Raw genomic sequence first — 14,612 nt, forward strand, 5'->3', positions numbered from 1 at the left:
CATGAGACATGCACCCGACCTTCTCCGCATCGCCACTGCGGGCAGTGTGGACGACGGCAAGTCGACGCTCGTCGGCCGCCTGTTGTACGACACGAAATCCGTTCTGGCCGACCAGATCGACGCAGTGACCAAAGCATCGGTGGACCGCGGGCTCGAAGGGCCCGACCTGTCGCTGCTCGTCGACGGCCTGCGCGCCGAGCGCGAGCAGGGCATCACCATCGACGTGGCGTACCGCTACTTCGCGACGCCCGCACGCTCTTTCGTGCTCGCCGACACCCCGGGCCACGTGCAGTACACGCGTAACACCGTGTCCGGCGCCTCCACCGCCCAGCTGGTGATCCTGCTCGTCGACGCCCGCAACGGCGTCGTCTCGCAGACCCGCCGCCACGCCGCGGTGATGGCCCTTCTCGGTGTGCCGCAGCTGGTGCTGGCGGTCAACAAGATCGACCTCGTCGACGATCAGGCATCGGTGTTCGCCGAGATCTCCGCCGAGTTCGCCGAACTGACCCGCTCGCTCGGCTGGTCCGACGACCAGGTCACCGCCATCCCGGTGTCCGCGCTGCACGGCGACAACATCGCGAACCGCTCGGAGAACACCCCGTTCTACAACGGCCCGACCCTCATCGAGCACCTCGAGACGGTCCCCAACCTCACCGAGCGTGCCCCGGTGGGCCTGCGCTTCCCGGTGCAGTACGTGATCCGCCCCCGCACCGCGGAATACCCCGACTACCGCGGTTACGCGGGTCAGATCGCCGCCGGACGGGTATCGGTGGGTGACGAGGTCGTCGTCCTGCCGTCGGGTCAGCGAACCACCGTCAGCCAGATCGACACCGCCGACGGTCCGCTGGAGTCCGCGCACACCGGGCGCAGCGTCACGATCCTGCTCGCCGACAACGTCGACATCTCGCGCGGTGACCTGATCGCCGCCGCGGTCGACGCCCCGGAGCCGGTGCAGCAGTTCACCGCGACCGTCTGCTGGCTCGCCGAGAAGCAGCTGCGCCCCGGTGCGCGTCTGCTCCTCAAGCACGGCACCAAGACGACGCAGGCCATCGTCGGTGGGCTCGACGCTCTCTTCGACGAGCAGAACCTGGCGCTCGTGGAGGCCCCGGAATCGGTGGAGCTCAACCAGATCGTGCGGATCTCGGTACAGACCGCCGAGCCCATCCCGGCCGACGACTACCAGGTGAACCGCGAGTCGGGCAGCTTCCTGCTGATCGACCCGCAGGGTGGCAACACCCTCGCCGCCGGCCTGGTGGGCGACGCACTCGCGCCGCTGCACCTCAAAGAGTTGGTGTGAGTCCGGTTCTCGTCCTCGTCGCACACGGCAGTCGCGATCCGCGCTTCGGCGCGACCGCGCGCCGTGTGCGCGACGCCGTCGCCGTCAGGCTTCCGGGCGTCGAGGTGGTCCTGTCCTACCTCGATCTCGACGAGCCGCTCGTCGGCGAAGTCCTGGCGACCGGGAGCGAGACCGGTGACGATCCGGTCGTCGTCCCGCTGCTGCTGTCCGCCGGGTATCACCACAAGATCGATCTGCCGGCGATCATCGCCGAGCACCGGCCGTTCGCGCAGCAGACCGACGTCATCGGCACCCGGTCGTTCACCGCAGCACTCGCCGACCGTCTGCTCGAAGCCGGGCTTCACGAGCGCGACGGCGTGATCCTGTCGGCGGTCGGTTCCTCCGACGAATCCGCCGACCGTCACGTCCGGCGCCGGGCCATCGAACTCTCCACGTCCCTGCATCGGCCGGTCGAGGTGGTCTTCGCGACCAAACTCGGTTCGGGCAACCGCGCCGTCGCCACGGCAGTCCGTCGACTCCGTGCCGTCGGTGCCGAGCGCATCGCACTCAGTCCGTACTTCTTGTCGGCCGGTCTGCTGATCGAGCGGGTCGAGTCGGCTCTGGACGCGCTGGCCGACGAAACGCTCGTGGCCGGACCGCTCGGCGCGCACCCCGACGTCGTCGAGGGGATCTGCGGCCTCTATCGCACGGCCGCACAGCGTCGCACGGTGATCGCCGGGCGCTGACCGCCCGTCAGGTCGTTCCCCGATGGGGTCCGACGGCCTTCTCACATCGTGACGAGCCAGGCGATCACGACGAGGACCAGCAACGCCAGCAGCGCGAGGGTGACCGGCGAGCGCATCAGTTTCACAGTCCGGTCCCATCGTCGTCGGCGAAGCGTCGGCGGTCGAACAGCGTTGCCGCCAGGTCGACCAGGAGATTGAGAACATAGGCGAGCAGGATCGCGACCGGAATCACCACGGCGACGGTGACCAAGAGCTGCGGAACGAAGGACAGGCCGGTCAGCCACTCCTCCACGCCGTCCCACCAGGCGAAGAACGCCGTCACCTCATCACCTCGTCCGTCCGATTCGGTTCATCTGTCTGCCCGGCCCCGTTCGGGCCGACTGGCGTCGGACAGCGCCCGTCGCAATGATAGATCCCATGTCTGTTGCAGATGACTCCACCGTAACGTCCCTGCCGACCGCGACCCCCACACAGGGCGCCGGCACCGACGCCGCACGAGTCAGCGTCCCGGGACCGGCACCGATGCCGCCGACCAACCCGGCGCACCGGAGCGCCTTTCCCCCCATCGGCGACTACGCGTTCCTGTCCGACACCGAGACCAACTGCCTCATCGCCCGCAACGGCTCCGTCGAGTGGATGTGCGTGCCGCGTCCCGATTCGCCGAGCGTGTTCGGGGCGGTGCTCGATCGGAGCGCCGGCCACTTCCGCCTCGCGCCGTACGGCGTCAGCGTGCCCGTCGACCGCCGGTACCTCCCCGGCAGCCTGATGGTCGAGACGACGTGGCAGACCGACACCGGCTGGATCATCGTGCGCGATGCCCTGGTCATGGGCCCGTGGCACGACAACGAGCGACGCTCCCGCACTCATCGCCGTACGCCCACCGACTGGGACGCCGAGCACATCCTGCTCCGCACGGTGCGGTGTGTGTCAGGCACCGTCGAACTGCACATGAGTTGTGAACCGGCGTTCGATTACCACCGGGGTACGACCAAGTGGGAGTACACCGGCCCGGCCTACGGCGAGGCCATCGCGACCGCCAAGGACACCGAGTCCGACGCGGACATGCCCACTCTCAAACTCACCACCGACCTCCGTCTCGGACTCGAGGGCCGTGAAGCACGTGCGCGCACCCGTCTCGTCGAGGGCGACAACCGGTTCGTCGCGTTGAGCTGGTCTCGGTTTCCTGCACCGCAGAACTGGGACGAGGCGGCCCAGAAGATGTGGTCCACGGCCGAGTCGTGGCGGCAGTGGATCAACATCGGCACGTTCCCCGACCATCCGTGGCGCTCCCATCTGCAACGCTCCGCGCTCACCCTCAAGGGACTCACCTACTCCCCGACCGGCGCGCTCCTGGCCGCCGCGACCACCTCGCTGCCGGAAACCCCTCAGGGCGAACGTAACTGGGACTACCGCTATGCGTGGGTGCGCGATTCGACGTTCGCGCTGTGGGGGCTGTACACGCTGGGCCTCGATCGTGAAGCCGACGATTTCTTCTCCTTCATCGCCGACGTCTCCGGCATCACCAACGGCGAACGGCATCCCCTGCAGGTGATGTACGGCGTCGGCGGCGAGCGGACGCTCGAAGAGGAAGAGCTCACCCACCTCTCCGGTTACGACGGCGCCCGCCCCGTCCGCATCGGCAATGGTGCGTACAACCAGGCGCAGCACGACATCTGGGGCACGATGCTGGACTCGGTGTACCTCAACATCAAGTCCCACGAGGCGGTCCCCGAGACCCTGTGGCCCGTCCTCAAGGCTCAGGTCGAGGAAGCGATCAAGCACTGGCGCGAACCCGACCGCGGCATCTGGGAGGTGCGCGGCGAACCGAAGCACTTCACCTCGTCGAAGGTGATGTGCTGGGTGGCTCTCGACCGCGGTTCCCGCCTCGCGACCATGCACGGCGAGGAGAAGCACGCCCGCGAGTGGGCGGCGATCGCCGACGAGATCAAGGCCGACATCCTTGCCCACGGCGTCAACGACCGCGGGGTCTTCACCCAGCGCTACGGCAACGACGCGCTCGATGCGTCGCTGCTTCTCGTGCCGCTGCTGCGGTTCCTTCCGCCCGACGACTATCGCGTCCGCGCAACGGTTCTCGCGATCGCCGACGAGCTGACCGACAACGGCCTGGTGCTGCGCTACAAGGTCGAGGAGACCGACGACGGCCTCACCGGCGAGGAGGGCACCTTCACGATCTGTTCGTTCTGGCTTGTGTCGGCGCTCGTCGAGATCGGCGAACTGTCACGCGCGAAGACCCTGTGCGAGCGACTCCTGTCCTACTCGAGCCCCCTCAAGCTCTACGCCGAGGAGATCGACGCGAAGACCGGCCAGCAGCTCGGCAACTTTCCGCAGGCGTTCACCCATCTCGCGCTGATCAACGCGGTCATGCACGTGATCCGCGCCGAGGAAGCCGAACACCAGCACACGTTCCAGCCCGCGAATCACTGACGGTCGAGATGCTCAGGCCTCGGTCAGCGCCGCGACCTTGGTGGCCCGCGCGTACACGGTCTCCCCGGTCTGCAGGTTGAGGGCGTTCTGGTCGCCGCGGGTGATCTGGGCGGCGAACTCGTCGCCCGTGGTCGCGGCCACGAGCTCGACGCGGGTCTCGAAGCCGAGGTTCACGACGCGCAGCACCGTCGCCTTGATCACACCGGTATCGAGCGATGCGTCGGCGGCCGGCGAGGCCATCTCCGGGGTGCGTCCGATCCGGATGTCGTGCGGGCGAACCAGTTCGCCGTTCAGGCGGACCGTCGAACCGAGGAACGACGCGACGAACTCGTTGGCCGGACGGTCGTAGAGATCGTCGGGGGTACCGACCTGCTCGATGCGTCCCTTGTTGAGGACGGCGATGCGGTCGCTCACGTCGAGCGCCTCCTGCTGGTCGTGGGTGACCAGCACGGTGGTGACGTGCACCTCCTCGTGGAGACGACGCAGCCAGCGGCGCAGGTCGTCTCGCACCTTCGCATCGAGGGCGCCGAACGGCTCGTCGAGGAGCAGCACCTTGGGGTCGACGGCAAGTGCGCGGGCGAGGGCCATACGCTGCCGCTGGCCACCCGACAGCTGCGCCGGGAACCGGTGCTGGAAGACGGAGAGTCCGACCACCTCGAGCAGCTGGTCGACCTTGGCGTCGACCTCCTTCTTGGGCCGCTTGCGGATCTTGAGGCCGAAGGCGATGTTGTCGCGCACGGTGAGGTGTTTGAACGCGGCGTAGTGCTGGAACACGAATCCGATGTCGCGCTTCTGCGGTGACTTCTGCGAGACGTCGTTGTCATTGATCCGGACGGTGCCCGAGTCCAGGGTGTCGAGGCCGGCGATCGCCCGCAGCAGCGTCGACTTGCCGGAGCCCGACGGCCCCAGCAACGAGGTGAGCTGACCGTCCGGGATGTCGATGGAGACGTTGTCGAGGGCGGCGAAGTCGCCGTAGCGCTTGTTCGCGCCGATCACCTGAATGGACATGTCACACGCCTTCCTTGTGCTGGGCGTTGGGATGGACGATCTGCTTGGCGTCGACGGATGCCGGTCCGTGTGGCGGGGTGAGGTCGACCTCGGTGAGTTCGACGTCGCCCGAGGTGGATTCGCTGGCGTCGACGAGACGGGACTTGGCGCGGCGCTCGATCAGGGACATCAGGACGAGTACCAGGATGGCGACGAACATCAGCAGGGTCGCGGCCGCGTAGGCGCCGAACTCGTTGTAGTCGTCGGTGTAGCGGGAGTGGACCAGCAGCGTCAGCGTCTGGGACACACCGGGATAGTTCGACGACACCATGGTCACCGCGCCGTATTCGCCCAGCGCTCGCGCGACGGTCAGAACGATGCCGTAGGTCAGGCCCCAGCGGATCGCCGGGAGGGTGACCCGCCAGAAGACCTGCCAATTGCTGGCGCCCAGCGTCGCGGCGGCCTCTTCCTGTTCGGTACCGATCTCCCGGAGCACCGGTTCGACCTCGCGGGCGACGAACGGCAGCGTGACGAACAGCGTGGCCAGCACCAGCCCGGGGAAGCCGAAGATGATCCGGAAGCCGAGACTCTCGATGCCGCCGAACCAGCCGCCGTGGCCCCACAGGAGGATCAGCGCGACACCGGCGACCACCGGCGACACCGCGAACGGCAAGTCGACGACAGCCTGCAGGAATCCCTTGCCGGGAAACCGCCCACGGGCCAGGGCCAGCGCAGTGATCACGCCGAAGACCACGTTGAGCGGCACGACGATGGCGACGATGAGCAGGCTGAGCTGCAGTGCGGAGATGGCCGCCGGGGTGGTGATCCACTCCCAGAACTGGACGATGCCGTGTTCGAAGGAGCGGTAGAAGATGGTGCCGACCGGAACCATCAGGAGGACGAACAGGTAGACGAGCGCGATGGTGCGCAGCGTGTACTTGGTCGGGTTCGACACCTTCATCGGTCAGCGTCCTCCCGCTTGGACTGCCACCGTCCGGCGACGCGCAGGATGAGCAGCGCGACGAAGGCGATGAGCAGCAGGACCACCGAGATCGCGGCCGCGTCGATCGGCGCGTCGATCTCGATCTGCTGCTGGATGTACTGCGAGGCCACCTGGGTGTCGCCTGGGATGTTGCCGCCGATGAGCACCACCGAACCGAACTCGCCGATGGCGCGGGTGAAGGCCAGGCCGGCACCGATCAGGATCGCCGGCAGCAGCGCGGGCAGGATGATCTTGCGGAAGATCGTGAGGTTGTTGGCGCCGAGTACCGCCGCGGCCTCCTCGACGTCGACGTCGAGTTCGATGAGCACCGGCTGCACCTGACGGACCACGAACGGCAGCGTGACGAACGTCAGCGCGATCACCAGAGCGGGCTTGGTGGCGTTGAGCTGGATATCGATGGGGCTGTTCGGCCCGTACAGCGACAACAACACGAGACTGGCGACGATCGTCGGCAGCGCGAACGGCAGGTCGATGATGGCGTTGACGAATCCCTTGCCGGGGAACTCGTCGCGGACCAGCACCCACGCGATCAGCGTGCCGAACACGACGTTGATCAGCGCCGCGACGACGGACACGACCACGGTGATCCAGATGGCGTCCACTGCGGCGGGCGCCGAGACGGCCTCCCAGAAGCCGCTCCAGCCGTCGTCGAAGGACTGCACGGTGATCGCCGCGAGTGGCAGCAGGACGATGACGCTGAGCCAGAGCCAGGCGACGCCGATGGTCATCGGGCTCACGCCGGCGAAGGTCCGCGAGCGTCCGAGGAACCCGCGTGGCGGCCGGGAGTCGGGAACGGGTGCCCCGCTCTCCGTGGCCGTCGAGTCGACCGAGGTCACTGCTTACCCCCTGAGTCGTAGATCTTGGTGATGGCGCCCTTCTTGCCGAACAGCGCCTCGTCGACGGCCTTCCAGCCGGTCAGGTCCTTGCCGTCGTTGTCCTCGGCGGTGCCCTCCCCGAGCACCTTGCCGAGTTCGGCGATGGTCCACAGCTTCGCGATGTCACCGGGGAACAGATCCCGGGTCGCCTCGATGACCGCGGGGTCCACCGGCCGGAATCCCTGCTCGGCCCAGATCAGCTGCGCCTCCGGGGTGAAGAGGAAGTCCACGAAGGAGCGTGCGCCCGCTTTGTCGTCGGAGGTGTTGACGACCGCGACGGGGTTCTCGATCTTGAAAGTCTGCGGCGGGATCACATATTCGACCTGGCTGTTCGGGGCGGCGGTGGAGTTGGCCTTGTCGAGCATGATCGCCTCGTTCTCGTAGCTGATCAAGACATCGCCCTGCCCCTGCTCGAACGCCGTGGTGGCCTCGCGGCCCGACTTGGGCACCACCTTGATGTGGTCGCGTACCAGTTCGGCCACGTAGTCGAGGCCGGCCTGCGAATCCCGGCCGCCGTCGCTGAGCGCGGCATACGGTGCCAGCAGATTCCACTTCGCCGACCCGGAGCTGCCGGGGTTCGGGGTGACCACCTGCACGCCGGGCTTCAGCAGATCGTCCCAGTCGCGGATGCCCTTCGGATTGCCCTTGCGGACCACCAGCGCGACGACCGACCCGAACGGGGTGCTGTTGTTGGGTGCTTGCTTCTTCCAGTCCTCGTCGACCAGACCCGCCTTCACCAGGCGGGTGATGTCGGGTTCGACGGAGAAGTTGACGACGTCGGCCGGAACACGACGGGCCACCTTGCGCGACTGATCACCGGAGGCGCCGTACGACGCCGAGAAACCGATGTCGTGGCCCTCCGGGGTGTCGCGGAACGCCGGGATGATCTCGTCGAAGCCGATCTTGGGGACCGCGTAGGCGACCAGATCGAGGTGCCGGTCGCCGCTGGAGATGTCCACTCCGCCGGGCTCGTCGGTCGATCCGCCACCGCAGCCCGCGACGAACACCATCGCCAACGCCAGAAGGCTCACCAGCACTCGGGTGCCGCGCGGCGTGACAGGGCCAGCGCTCACTCTTCCTCCAAGACTCAGCGGGGCCGGTCGGGACAGGGCGGTGACCGGCGGGACCGGATCACGCTAGCAACCCGCGAGGGCCTCGCCGGAGTTGAAATCATCGCGATCTGAACTCCGCCCAGGCCATGCACACACACGGTGAGCACCCCGACCCTCTACTCCAACCGCCAGTCTTCGTAGGCGCGCGGATCGTTGACCGGTTCGACGTGCGTCGTGATGTTCAGGTCCGGGACCGCTGCGTGCAGGTCGTCCTCGACGACCTCGGTGAGATCGTGGGCGCGCTGCACCGACCAGTCGCCGGGCACGAGCATGTGGAGCTGCAGAAACCGTTCGTGACCGGCCTCGCGGGTGCGGATGTCGTGGAAAACGATGCCGTCGGTGCGGTGCCGGTCGAGCACGTCGTCGATGGCGGAGCGCTGCTCCGCGGGAAGCGCGGAATCCATCAGTCCCGCACTCGAGCGCCACACGAGCCGGGTACCGACGACCATGATGTTGATCGCGACCGCGATGGCGATCAGCGGGTCGAGGGGCAGCCAGCCGGTCAACGCGACGAGGAACACACCCACGAGGACGCCGACGGTGGTCGCCACGTCGGTCATCAGATGCTTGCCGTCGGCCTCGAGGGTCAGCGACCGGTGTTTGCGGCCGGCGCGGATGAGGATCAACCCCACCGCCGCGTTGAGGGCCGTGGCGCCCACCGAGATGCCGAGGCCGAGCCCGACCTCTTCGAGCTCGCGGGGGTTGATGAGCCGGTCGATCGCGGTCACTACGATGATCACCGCCGCCACGACGATCAGGACACCTTCGAAGACCGCCGAGAAGTACTCGGCCTTGGTGTGCCCGAAGTTGTGCCCCCGGTCCGGCGGCTTCGCGGCGACGCGTAGTGCGACGAACGCGCCCACGGCGGCGACGACGTTGACGATCGATTCGAGCGCGTCGGACAGCAGGCCCACCGACCCGGTGATCCACCAGGCCAGCAGCTTGAGGCCGAACACGACCACCGCGGTCACGATGCTGAGCACCGCGAACCGGGCGAGGTTGTGGCGTTGTCCCCTTGTCATGATCGAACCCGGCTCAAGCCGCGAGCCCCCGTCGACGCAGGAGCGGCTCGATCTGCGGTTTACGGCCGATCAGCGCCTCGTGCGATACCAGCGGGTCGATGCTGTCACCGCGCGACAGCGTCGCCTCGGCAAAGCGTCGCCCGTTGTCGCGCTCCAGGCCGCCCGAGGCGAGGAACCACTGTTCGGTCTCGGCGTCGAGGACCTCCGACCAGATGTAGCTGTAGTAGCCGGCCGAGTAACCACCGCCGAAGATGTGGTTGAAGTAGGCGCTGCGGTAGCGGGGCGGGATCAGGTCGGTCTGCAGGCCGACCTCGGTGAGCGCCTTCGCCTCGAACGCCTCGACGTCGGTGACGGCCGCGGCCTCCTCGACCGTCAACCGATGCCAGGCCAGATCGAGCGACGACGCCGCGAGGTACTCGATGGTCCCGTGCGCGGTTTCGGCGCCGGCGGACTCCCGTGCGGCGGAGGCCAGTTCGGCCGGGATCGCCTCACCGGTCGCGTGGTGCAACGCATAGTTGGCGAGCACATCCGGGTGGAGCGCCCACATCTCGTTGGCCTGCGACGGGAACTCGACGAAGTCACGCGGCACCGATGTCCCCGACTGCGACGGGTACTGCACCGACGACAGCAGACCGTGCAGAGCATGCCCGAACTCGTGGAACAGGGTCGTCAGCTGATCGATGGTGAGCAGACACGGCTGCCCCTCATCGGGTTTCGTCAGGTTCAGGACGTTGACGATGATCGGCTGGGTCTCCAGCATCGACGACTGGTCGACGATGTTGTTCATCCAGGCACCGCCGCGCTTGGACGGCCGCGCGTAGAAGTCACCGAGGAACAGCCCGATGCCAGTGCCGGAGTCGTCCCGCACCTCCCAGACACGCACGTCGGGGTGATAGACGGGCAGTCCCGTCCGTTCGACGAACGTCAGGCCGTACAACTTGTTGGCGGCGTGGAAGACTCCGCGCGTCAGGACGGTGTCGAGTTCGCAGTAGTCGGCGAAACCGTCGAGCGGTACCGAGGACTTGGCCTGCTTCTCACGTTCGAGCCAGAAGGTCAGGTCGGCGGGTCCGATCTCGGCGCCTTCGGCGAACTCGGTGAGCCGCGTCAGTTCCCGACCCCCGGCACGCATCGCCGATTGGTTGAGTTCCCGCAGCAGGTCGTCGACCGCGGACGCGTCGGGCGCGGTCTGCTCGGCGATCACGAACTCGGCGTGGTCGCGGTACCCGAGCAGTTCGGCACGGCGAGCACGCAGACGCACGATCTCGAGGATGAGTTCCCGGGTGTCGTGGTCGTTGCCGCGCGCGCAGCGGTTCACCGACGCGTCGAACACCCGTTGCCGCACGGCAGGATTCGTCAACTCGGTCAGCACGGACTGGCTGGTCGGGAGTTCCAGGGTGATCAGGTGGCCGCTCTCGTGGCCGGCATCGGCCGCCGCGCGTCGAGCGGCCGCGATCTGGCCGGCGGACAAGCCGTCGAGGTCCGACGCGTCCTCAACGAGGACCGCCGAATCGTTGGTGTCGTCGAGGATCTTCTGCGAGAACGTGGTCGTCAGATACGCGAGCCGGGAGGCGATCTGGCGCATCTCCGCCTGCTCGGCCTCCGGCAGACCGGCACCGGCACGCACGGACTCGCGGTATCGCTTGTCGAGGAGACGACGCTGCGGCTCGGTCAGGTCGAGGTCGTCGGCGCGGGACGCGAGATCCGAGATCCGGCCGAACAGAACCGGGTTCATCGCGATCGTGTTGCCGTGGTCGGTCAGCAGCGTCGAGAGCTCCTGGGAGATCTCGTTGCGCTTGGGGTTGGTGTCGGGGCCGACGAGATTGAAGAAGATGCCCGACGCGCGGGCAAGGTCGCGACCCGACAGCTCCAGCGCCTCGATCGTGTTGCCGAAGGTCGGTTCCGCAGGATCGGCGGCGATGGCCTCGACCTCGGCGAGGTGCGACGCCATCGCCTCACGGAAGGCGGGCAGGAAGTCCTCGTCGGAGATCGACGCGAAGTCCGGTAGATCGTAGGGCAGATCACTCTGTGCCAGTACCGGATTGGTTGCGCTGTCCTGCCCCGTCATCTACTTCCCTTTCGGCTTGTCACCTGCTGCATCGGTGGAGAGCGCCGCGACGAACGCCTCCTGCGGGACCTCGACGCGGCCGATGGTCTTCATCCGCTTCTTGCCTTCCTTCTGCTTCTCGAGCAGCTTGCGCTTACGGCTGATGTCGCCGCCGTAGCACTTCGCGAGGACGTCCTTGCGGATCGCCCGGATGTTCTCGCGCGCAATGATCTTCGAGCCGATGGCCGCCTGGATCGGGACCTCGAACTGCTGACGCGGGATGAGCTCGCGGAGCTTGAGCGCCATCTTGTTGCCGTAGGCGTAGGCGGCGTCGCGGTGGACGATCGCGCTGAACGCGTCGACGGCCTCGCCCTGGAGCAGGATGTCGACCTTGACCAGGTCGGCTTCCTGCTCGCCTGCCTCTTCGTAGTCGAGAGATGCATAGCCGCGCGTGCGCGACTTCAGCGAGTCGAAGAAGTCGAAGATGATCTCGGCCATCGGCAGGGTGTAGCGGAGTTCCACGCGGGTCTCCGACAGGTAGTCCATGCCGCCGAGCTCGCCGCGCCGCGACTGGCACAGTTCCATGATGGCGCCGATGAACTCGCTCGGCGCGATCACCGTGGTCTTGACGACCGGCTCGTAGATGTGGCGGGTCTTGCCCTCCGGCCAGTCCGACGGGTTGGTGACGATGTGCTCGGAGCCGTCCTCCATCACGACGCGGTACACCACGTTGGGTGCGGTGGAGATGAGGTCCAGGTTGAACTCGCGCTCGAGACGCTCGCGGGTGATCTCCATGTGGAGCAGACCCAGGAAGCCGCAGCGGAATCCGAAGCCCAGCGCCACCGACGTCTCCGGCTCGTAGGTGAGCGCGGCGTCGTTGAGTTGCAGCTTCTCCAGCGCCTCACGCAGGACCGGATAGTCGGAACCGTCCATCGGGTACAGGCCCGAGTAGACCATCGGCCGCGGTTCGCGATAACCGGTCAGCGCTTCGCTCGCGCCGTTGCGGGCGCTGGTGACGGTGTCACCGACCTTCGACTGGCGCACGTCCTTCACACCGGTGATGAGGTAGCCAACCTCGCCGACTCCGAGTCCCTGGGTGGGCTTCGGTTCCGGCGACACGATGCCGACCTCGAGCAGTTCGTGGGTCGCGCCGGTCGACATCATCTGGATCTTCTCGCGCGGCACGATCTTGCCGTCGACGACACGGACGTAGGTGACCACGCCGCGGTAGGTGTCGTAGACCGAGTCGAAGATCATCGCGCGTGCCGGCGCGTCGGCGTTCCCGACGGGGGCGGGCACCTTGCGGATGACCTCGTCGAGCAGTTCGCCGACGCCGACGCCGGTCTTGCCGGACACCCGCAGGACGTCCTCGGGCTCACAGCCCACGATGTGGGCGAGCTCGGCGGCGTAACGCTCGGGGTCGGCCGCGGGCAGGTCGATCTTGTTCAGGACCGGGATGATGGTGAGGTCGTTCTCCATCGCGAGGTACAGATTGGCGAGCGTCTGTGCCTCGATGCCCTGAGCGGCGTCGACGAGGAGGACCGCGCCTTCACACGCCTCGAGCGCACGCGACACCTCGTAGGTGAAGTCGACGTGACCGGGGGTGTCGATGAGGTGCACGACGTAGTCGTCACCGTCGAGCTGCCACGGCAACCGCACGTTCTGCGCCTTGATGGTGATGCCGCGCTCACGCTCGATGTCCATGCGATCGAGGTACTGCGCCCGCATCTGGCGCTCTTCCACGACACCGGTGAGCTGCAGCATCCGGTCGGCCAGCGTCGACTTTCCGTGGTCGATGTGGGCGATGATGCAGAAGTTCCGGATGCGCGCCGGGTCGGTGAAGGTTGTGTCGACGAAGGTGGGAATTGGAACTACTCCTCGAGGATGGACACGTACGTTGACCACCATGTTCTCATGACCGCCGCGAATGGTGCCCAAGCGGATGGTGGGGCGCTACCGTGGCAGCCGTGACAGCCGAGTCCGCCGAGTCGAAAAAGCCAGGGACCACCATCGCCACCGTCGAGACCGATGACGTCGCCGCCGACGTGCACCGCCCGGACGGCACTCCTCGCGCCACGATCGTCTTGGCGCACGGCGCGGGCGGCAACCGCGACGCGATCATCCTGCGCGCGCTCGCCGACGAACTGAGTTCGCGCGGCTACGTCGTCGCCCGGATCGACCTCCCCTATCGCCGGCGCCGACCCAAGGGACCGCCTAGTCCGTCGACGTCGCCGGCCGACCGCGACGGCATCCGCGCCGCCTGCGCGATGTTCCGCGAGGAGTCCGACGGCCCGCTGTTCGTCGGCGGCCACTCCTACGGCGGGCGTCAGGCGTCGATGGCGGTCGCCGAGGACGGCACCGACCTCGCCGACGGCCTGCTGCTCACCTCCTATCCCCTGCACCCACCGGGCAAGCCCGACCGGCTGCGCACCGAACACCTGCCGTCGATCACCGTGCCGACCCTCGTCGTCCACGGCAGCACCGACCCGTTCGGCACCGCCGAGGAGATGGCCGAGGCGATCGGCCTGATCGACGCGCCGACGCGGATCGTCGAACTCGAGAAGGTCGGTCACGACCTCAACCCGAAGAAGAAGCCGACCGCGCAGCTGACCGCCGACGCGGTCGACGAGTTCCTGATGAAAGCATTCCGGGCGTGACGAGCCGCAGCATCCGGTCCCGCCTCCGTCCCACCGCCGAGGTCGCCCGCACGATCAGCTACAACCCCGAACTCGACGGCGACGCCGACCCCGGCGAGATCGTGTGGACCTGGGTCGCCTACGAGGACGACCCCAGCCAGGGCAAGGACCGCCCGGTGCTCGTGGTGGGCCGCGACGCCAACGCCGAGACCGCCGACGGTGACACTTTCGAGGAGGTTCTGGGTCTGATGCTGTCGAGCAAGGACTACCACCGGGACGACGACGACTGGTTCGCCGTCGGCACCGGGACCTGGGACTCACAGAATCGGCCGAGCTTCGTCCGCCTCGACCGTGTCCTCGCCGTCGACGCCGACGGCATCCGGCGCGAGGGCGCAATCCTCGACCGTCGCCGTTTCGACGCGGTCGCCGACGAACTCAGGTCGCGCTTCGGCTGGCGCTGAGCACT

The 14,612-nt window shown here is 67.5% G+C and carries 13 protein-coding genes; 5 read left to right on the plus strand and 8 right to left on the minus strand.

Features of this window, described 5'->3' with window-relative positions; genetic code table 11:
* Nucleotide 1: 1 nt before the first annotated feature.
* Together PWF70_RS16150 and PWF70_RS16155 are read left to right on the plus strand one after the other, a co-directional pair.
* The gene (locus PWF70_RS16150; protein WP_006359320.1) at nt 2-1,297 is read left to right on the plus strand and encodes a sulfate adenylyltransferase subunit 1; all 1,296 of its coding nucleotides are present in this window, start codon (nt 2-4) and stop codon (nt 1,295-1,297) included.
* Complete coding sequence (locus PWF70_RS16155) at nt 1,294-2,022, plus strand: sirohydrochlorin chelatase (protein WP_035751306.1); 729 nt, start codon at nt 1,294-1,296, stop codon at nt 2,020-2,022. Before PWF70_RS16150 ends, PWF70_RS16155 begins: the two co-directional genes overlap by 4 nt.
* Before the next feature lie 121 nt (nt 2,023-2,143).
* Here PWF70_RS16155 and PWF70_RS16160 read toward each other — a convergent pair whose 3' ends face one another.
* Nucleotides 2,144-2,344 carry a hypothetical protein gene (locus PWF70_RS16160; protein WP_035751305.1) on the minus strand — a complete coding sequence of 67 codons (201 nt, stop codon included), beginning with the start codon at nt 2,342-2,344 and terminating at the stop codon, nt 2,144-2,146.
* 95 nt (nt 2,345-2,439) lie between these two features.
* Between PWF70_RS16160 and PWF70_RS16165 the strand changes: the two genes are divergently transcribed.
* A complete protein-coding gene (locus PWF70_RS16165; protein WP_035751304.1) occupies nt 2,440-4,467 on the plus strand; it encodes a glycoside hydrolase family 15 protein in 2,028 nt (675 codons plus the stop codon).
* A gap of 12 nt (nt 4,468-4,479) precedes the next feature.
* On the opposite strand, the gene PWF70_RS16170 is transcribed toward PWF70_RS16165, so the two are convergent.
* From PWF70_RS16170 to lepA, 7 genes are all read right to left on the minus strand, one after another.
* Entirely contained in the window at nt 4,480-5,475 is a 996-nt protein-coding gene (locus PWF70_RS16170; RefSeq protein WP_035751303.1) for a sulfate/molybdate ABC transporter ATP-binding protein, read from the minus strand.
* A 1-nt stretch (nt 5,476) separates the two neighbouring features.
* A complete protein-coding gene (gene cysW / locus PWF70_RS16175; protein ID WP_035751302.1) occupies nt 5,477-6,415 on the minus strand; it encodes a sulfate ABC transporter permease subunit CysW in 939 nt (312 codons plus the stop codon).
* Nucleotides 6,412-7,293: a sulfate ABC transporter permease subunit CysT gene (cysT, locus tag PWF70_RS16180; protein ID WP_035751301.1), complete on the minus strand. Its 882-nt coding sequence runs from the start codon at nt 7,291-7,293 to the stop codon at nt 6,412-6,414. The genes cysW and cysT overlap by 4 nt, the downstream gene beginning before the upstream one ends.
* On the minus strand, nt 7,290-8,405 hold the full coding sequence (locus tag PWF70_RS16185; RefSeq protein WP_035751300.1) for a sulfate ABC transporter substrate-binding protein: 1,116 nt from the start codon (nt 8,403-8,405) through the stop codon (nt 7,290-7,292). The genes cysT and PWF70_RS16185 overlap by 4 nt, the downstream gene beginning before the upstream one ends.
* Before the next feature lie 155 nt (nt 8,406-8,560).
* Nucleotides 8,561-9,466 (minus strand): cation diffusion facilitator family transporter, encoded by a 906-nt coding sequence (locus tag PWF70_RS16190; protein WP_042376341.1) that lies wholly within the window; start codon nt 9,464-9,466, stop codon nt 8,561-8,563.
* Between the two features lie 13 nt (nt 9,467-9,479).
* Nucleotides 9,480-11,531: a M3 family metallopeptidase gene (locus PWF70_RS16195; protein ID WP_042376343.1), complete on the minus strand. Its 2,052-nt coding sequence runs from the start codon at nt 11,529-11,531 to the stop codon at nt 9,480-9,482.
* Nucleotides 11,532-13,418, minus strand: coding sequence for a translation elongation factor 4 (gene lepA, locus PWF70_RS16200; protein WP_042376345.1), 1,887 nt, complete (start codon nt 13,416-13,418; stop codon nt 11,532-11,534).
* 50 nt (nt 13,419-13,468) lie between these two features.
* Between lepA and PWF70_RS16205 the strand changes: the two genes are divergently transcribed.
* Nucleotides 13,469-14,167: an alpha/beta hydrolase family protein gene (locus PWF70_RS16205; RefSeq protein WP_035751297.1), complete on the plus strand. Its 699-nt coding sequence runs from the start codon at nt 13,469-13,471 to the stop codon at nt 14,165-14,167.
* Entirely contained in the window at nt 14,164-14,607 is a 444-nt protein-coding gene (locus tag PWF70_RS16210) for a type II toxin-antitoxin system PemK/MazF family toxin (RefSeq protein WP_035751296.1), read from the plus strand. Before PWF70_RS16205 ends, PWF70_RS16210 begins: the two co-directional genes overlap by 4 nt.
* Nucleotides 14,608-14,612: the final 5 nt, after the last annotated feature.

The organism is Gordonia sp. Swx-4 (genome assembly GCF_030316175.1).
GTDB classification, from domain to species: Bacteria; Actinomycetota; Actinomycetes; order Mycobacteriales; family Mycobacteriaceae; genus Gordonia; species Gordonia alkanivorans.

What these genes read in the sequence shown, in the direction of transcription:
- PWF70_RS16150 (WP_006359320.1), top strand. Translation starts at nt 2, where the DNA reads ATGAGACATGCACCCGACCTTCTCCGCATCGCCACTGCGGGCAGTGTG.
- PWF70_RS16165 (WP_035751304.1), top strand. Translation starts at nt 2,440, where the DNA reads ATGTCTGTTGCAGATGACTCCACCGTAACGTCCCTGCCGACCGCGACC.
- PWF70_RS16170 (WP_035751303.1), bottom strand. Translation starts at nt 5,475, where the DNA reads ATGTCCATTCAGGTGATCGGCGCGAACAAGCGCTACGGCGACTTCGCC.
- cysW (WP_035751302.1), bottom strand. Translation starts at nt 6,415, where the DNA reads ATGAAGGTGTCGAACCCGACCAAGTACACGCTGCGCACCATCGCGCTC.
- PWF70_RS16190 (WP_042376341.1), bottom strand. Translation starts at nt 9,466, where the DNA reads ATGACAAGGGGACAACGCCACAACCTCGCCCGGTTCGCGGTGCTCAGC.
- PWF70_RS16195 (WP_042376343.1), bottom strand. Translation starts at nt 11,531, where the DNA reads ATGACGGGGCAGGACAGCGCAACCAATCCGGTACTGGCACAGAGTGAT.
- lepA (WP_042376345.1), bottom strand. Translation starts at nt 13,418, where the DNA reads ATGGTGGTCAACGTACGTGTCCATCCTCGAGGAGTAGTTCCAATTCCC.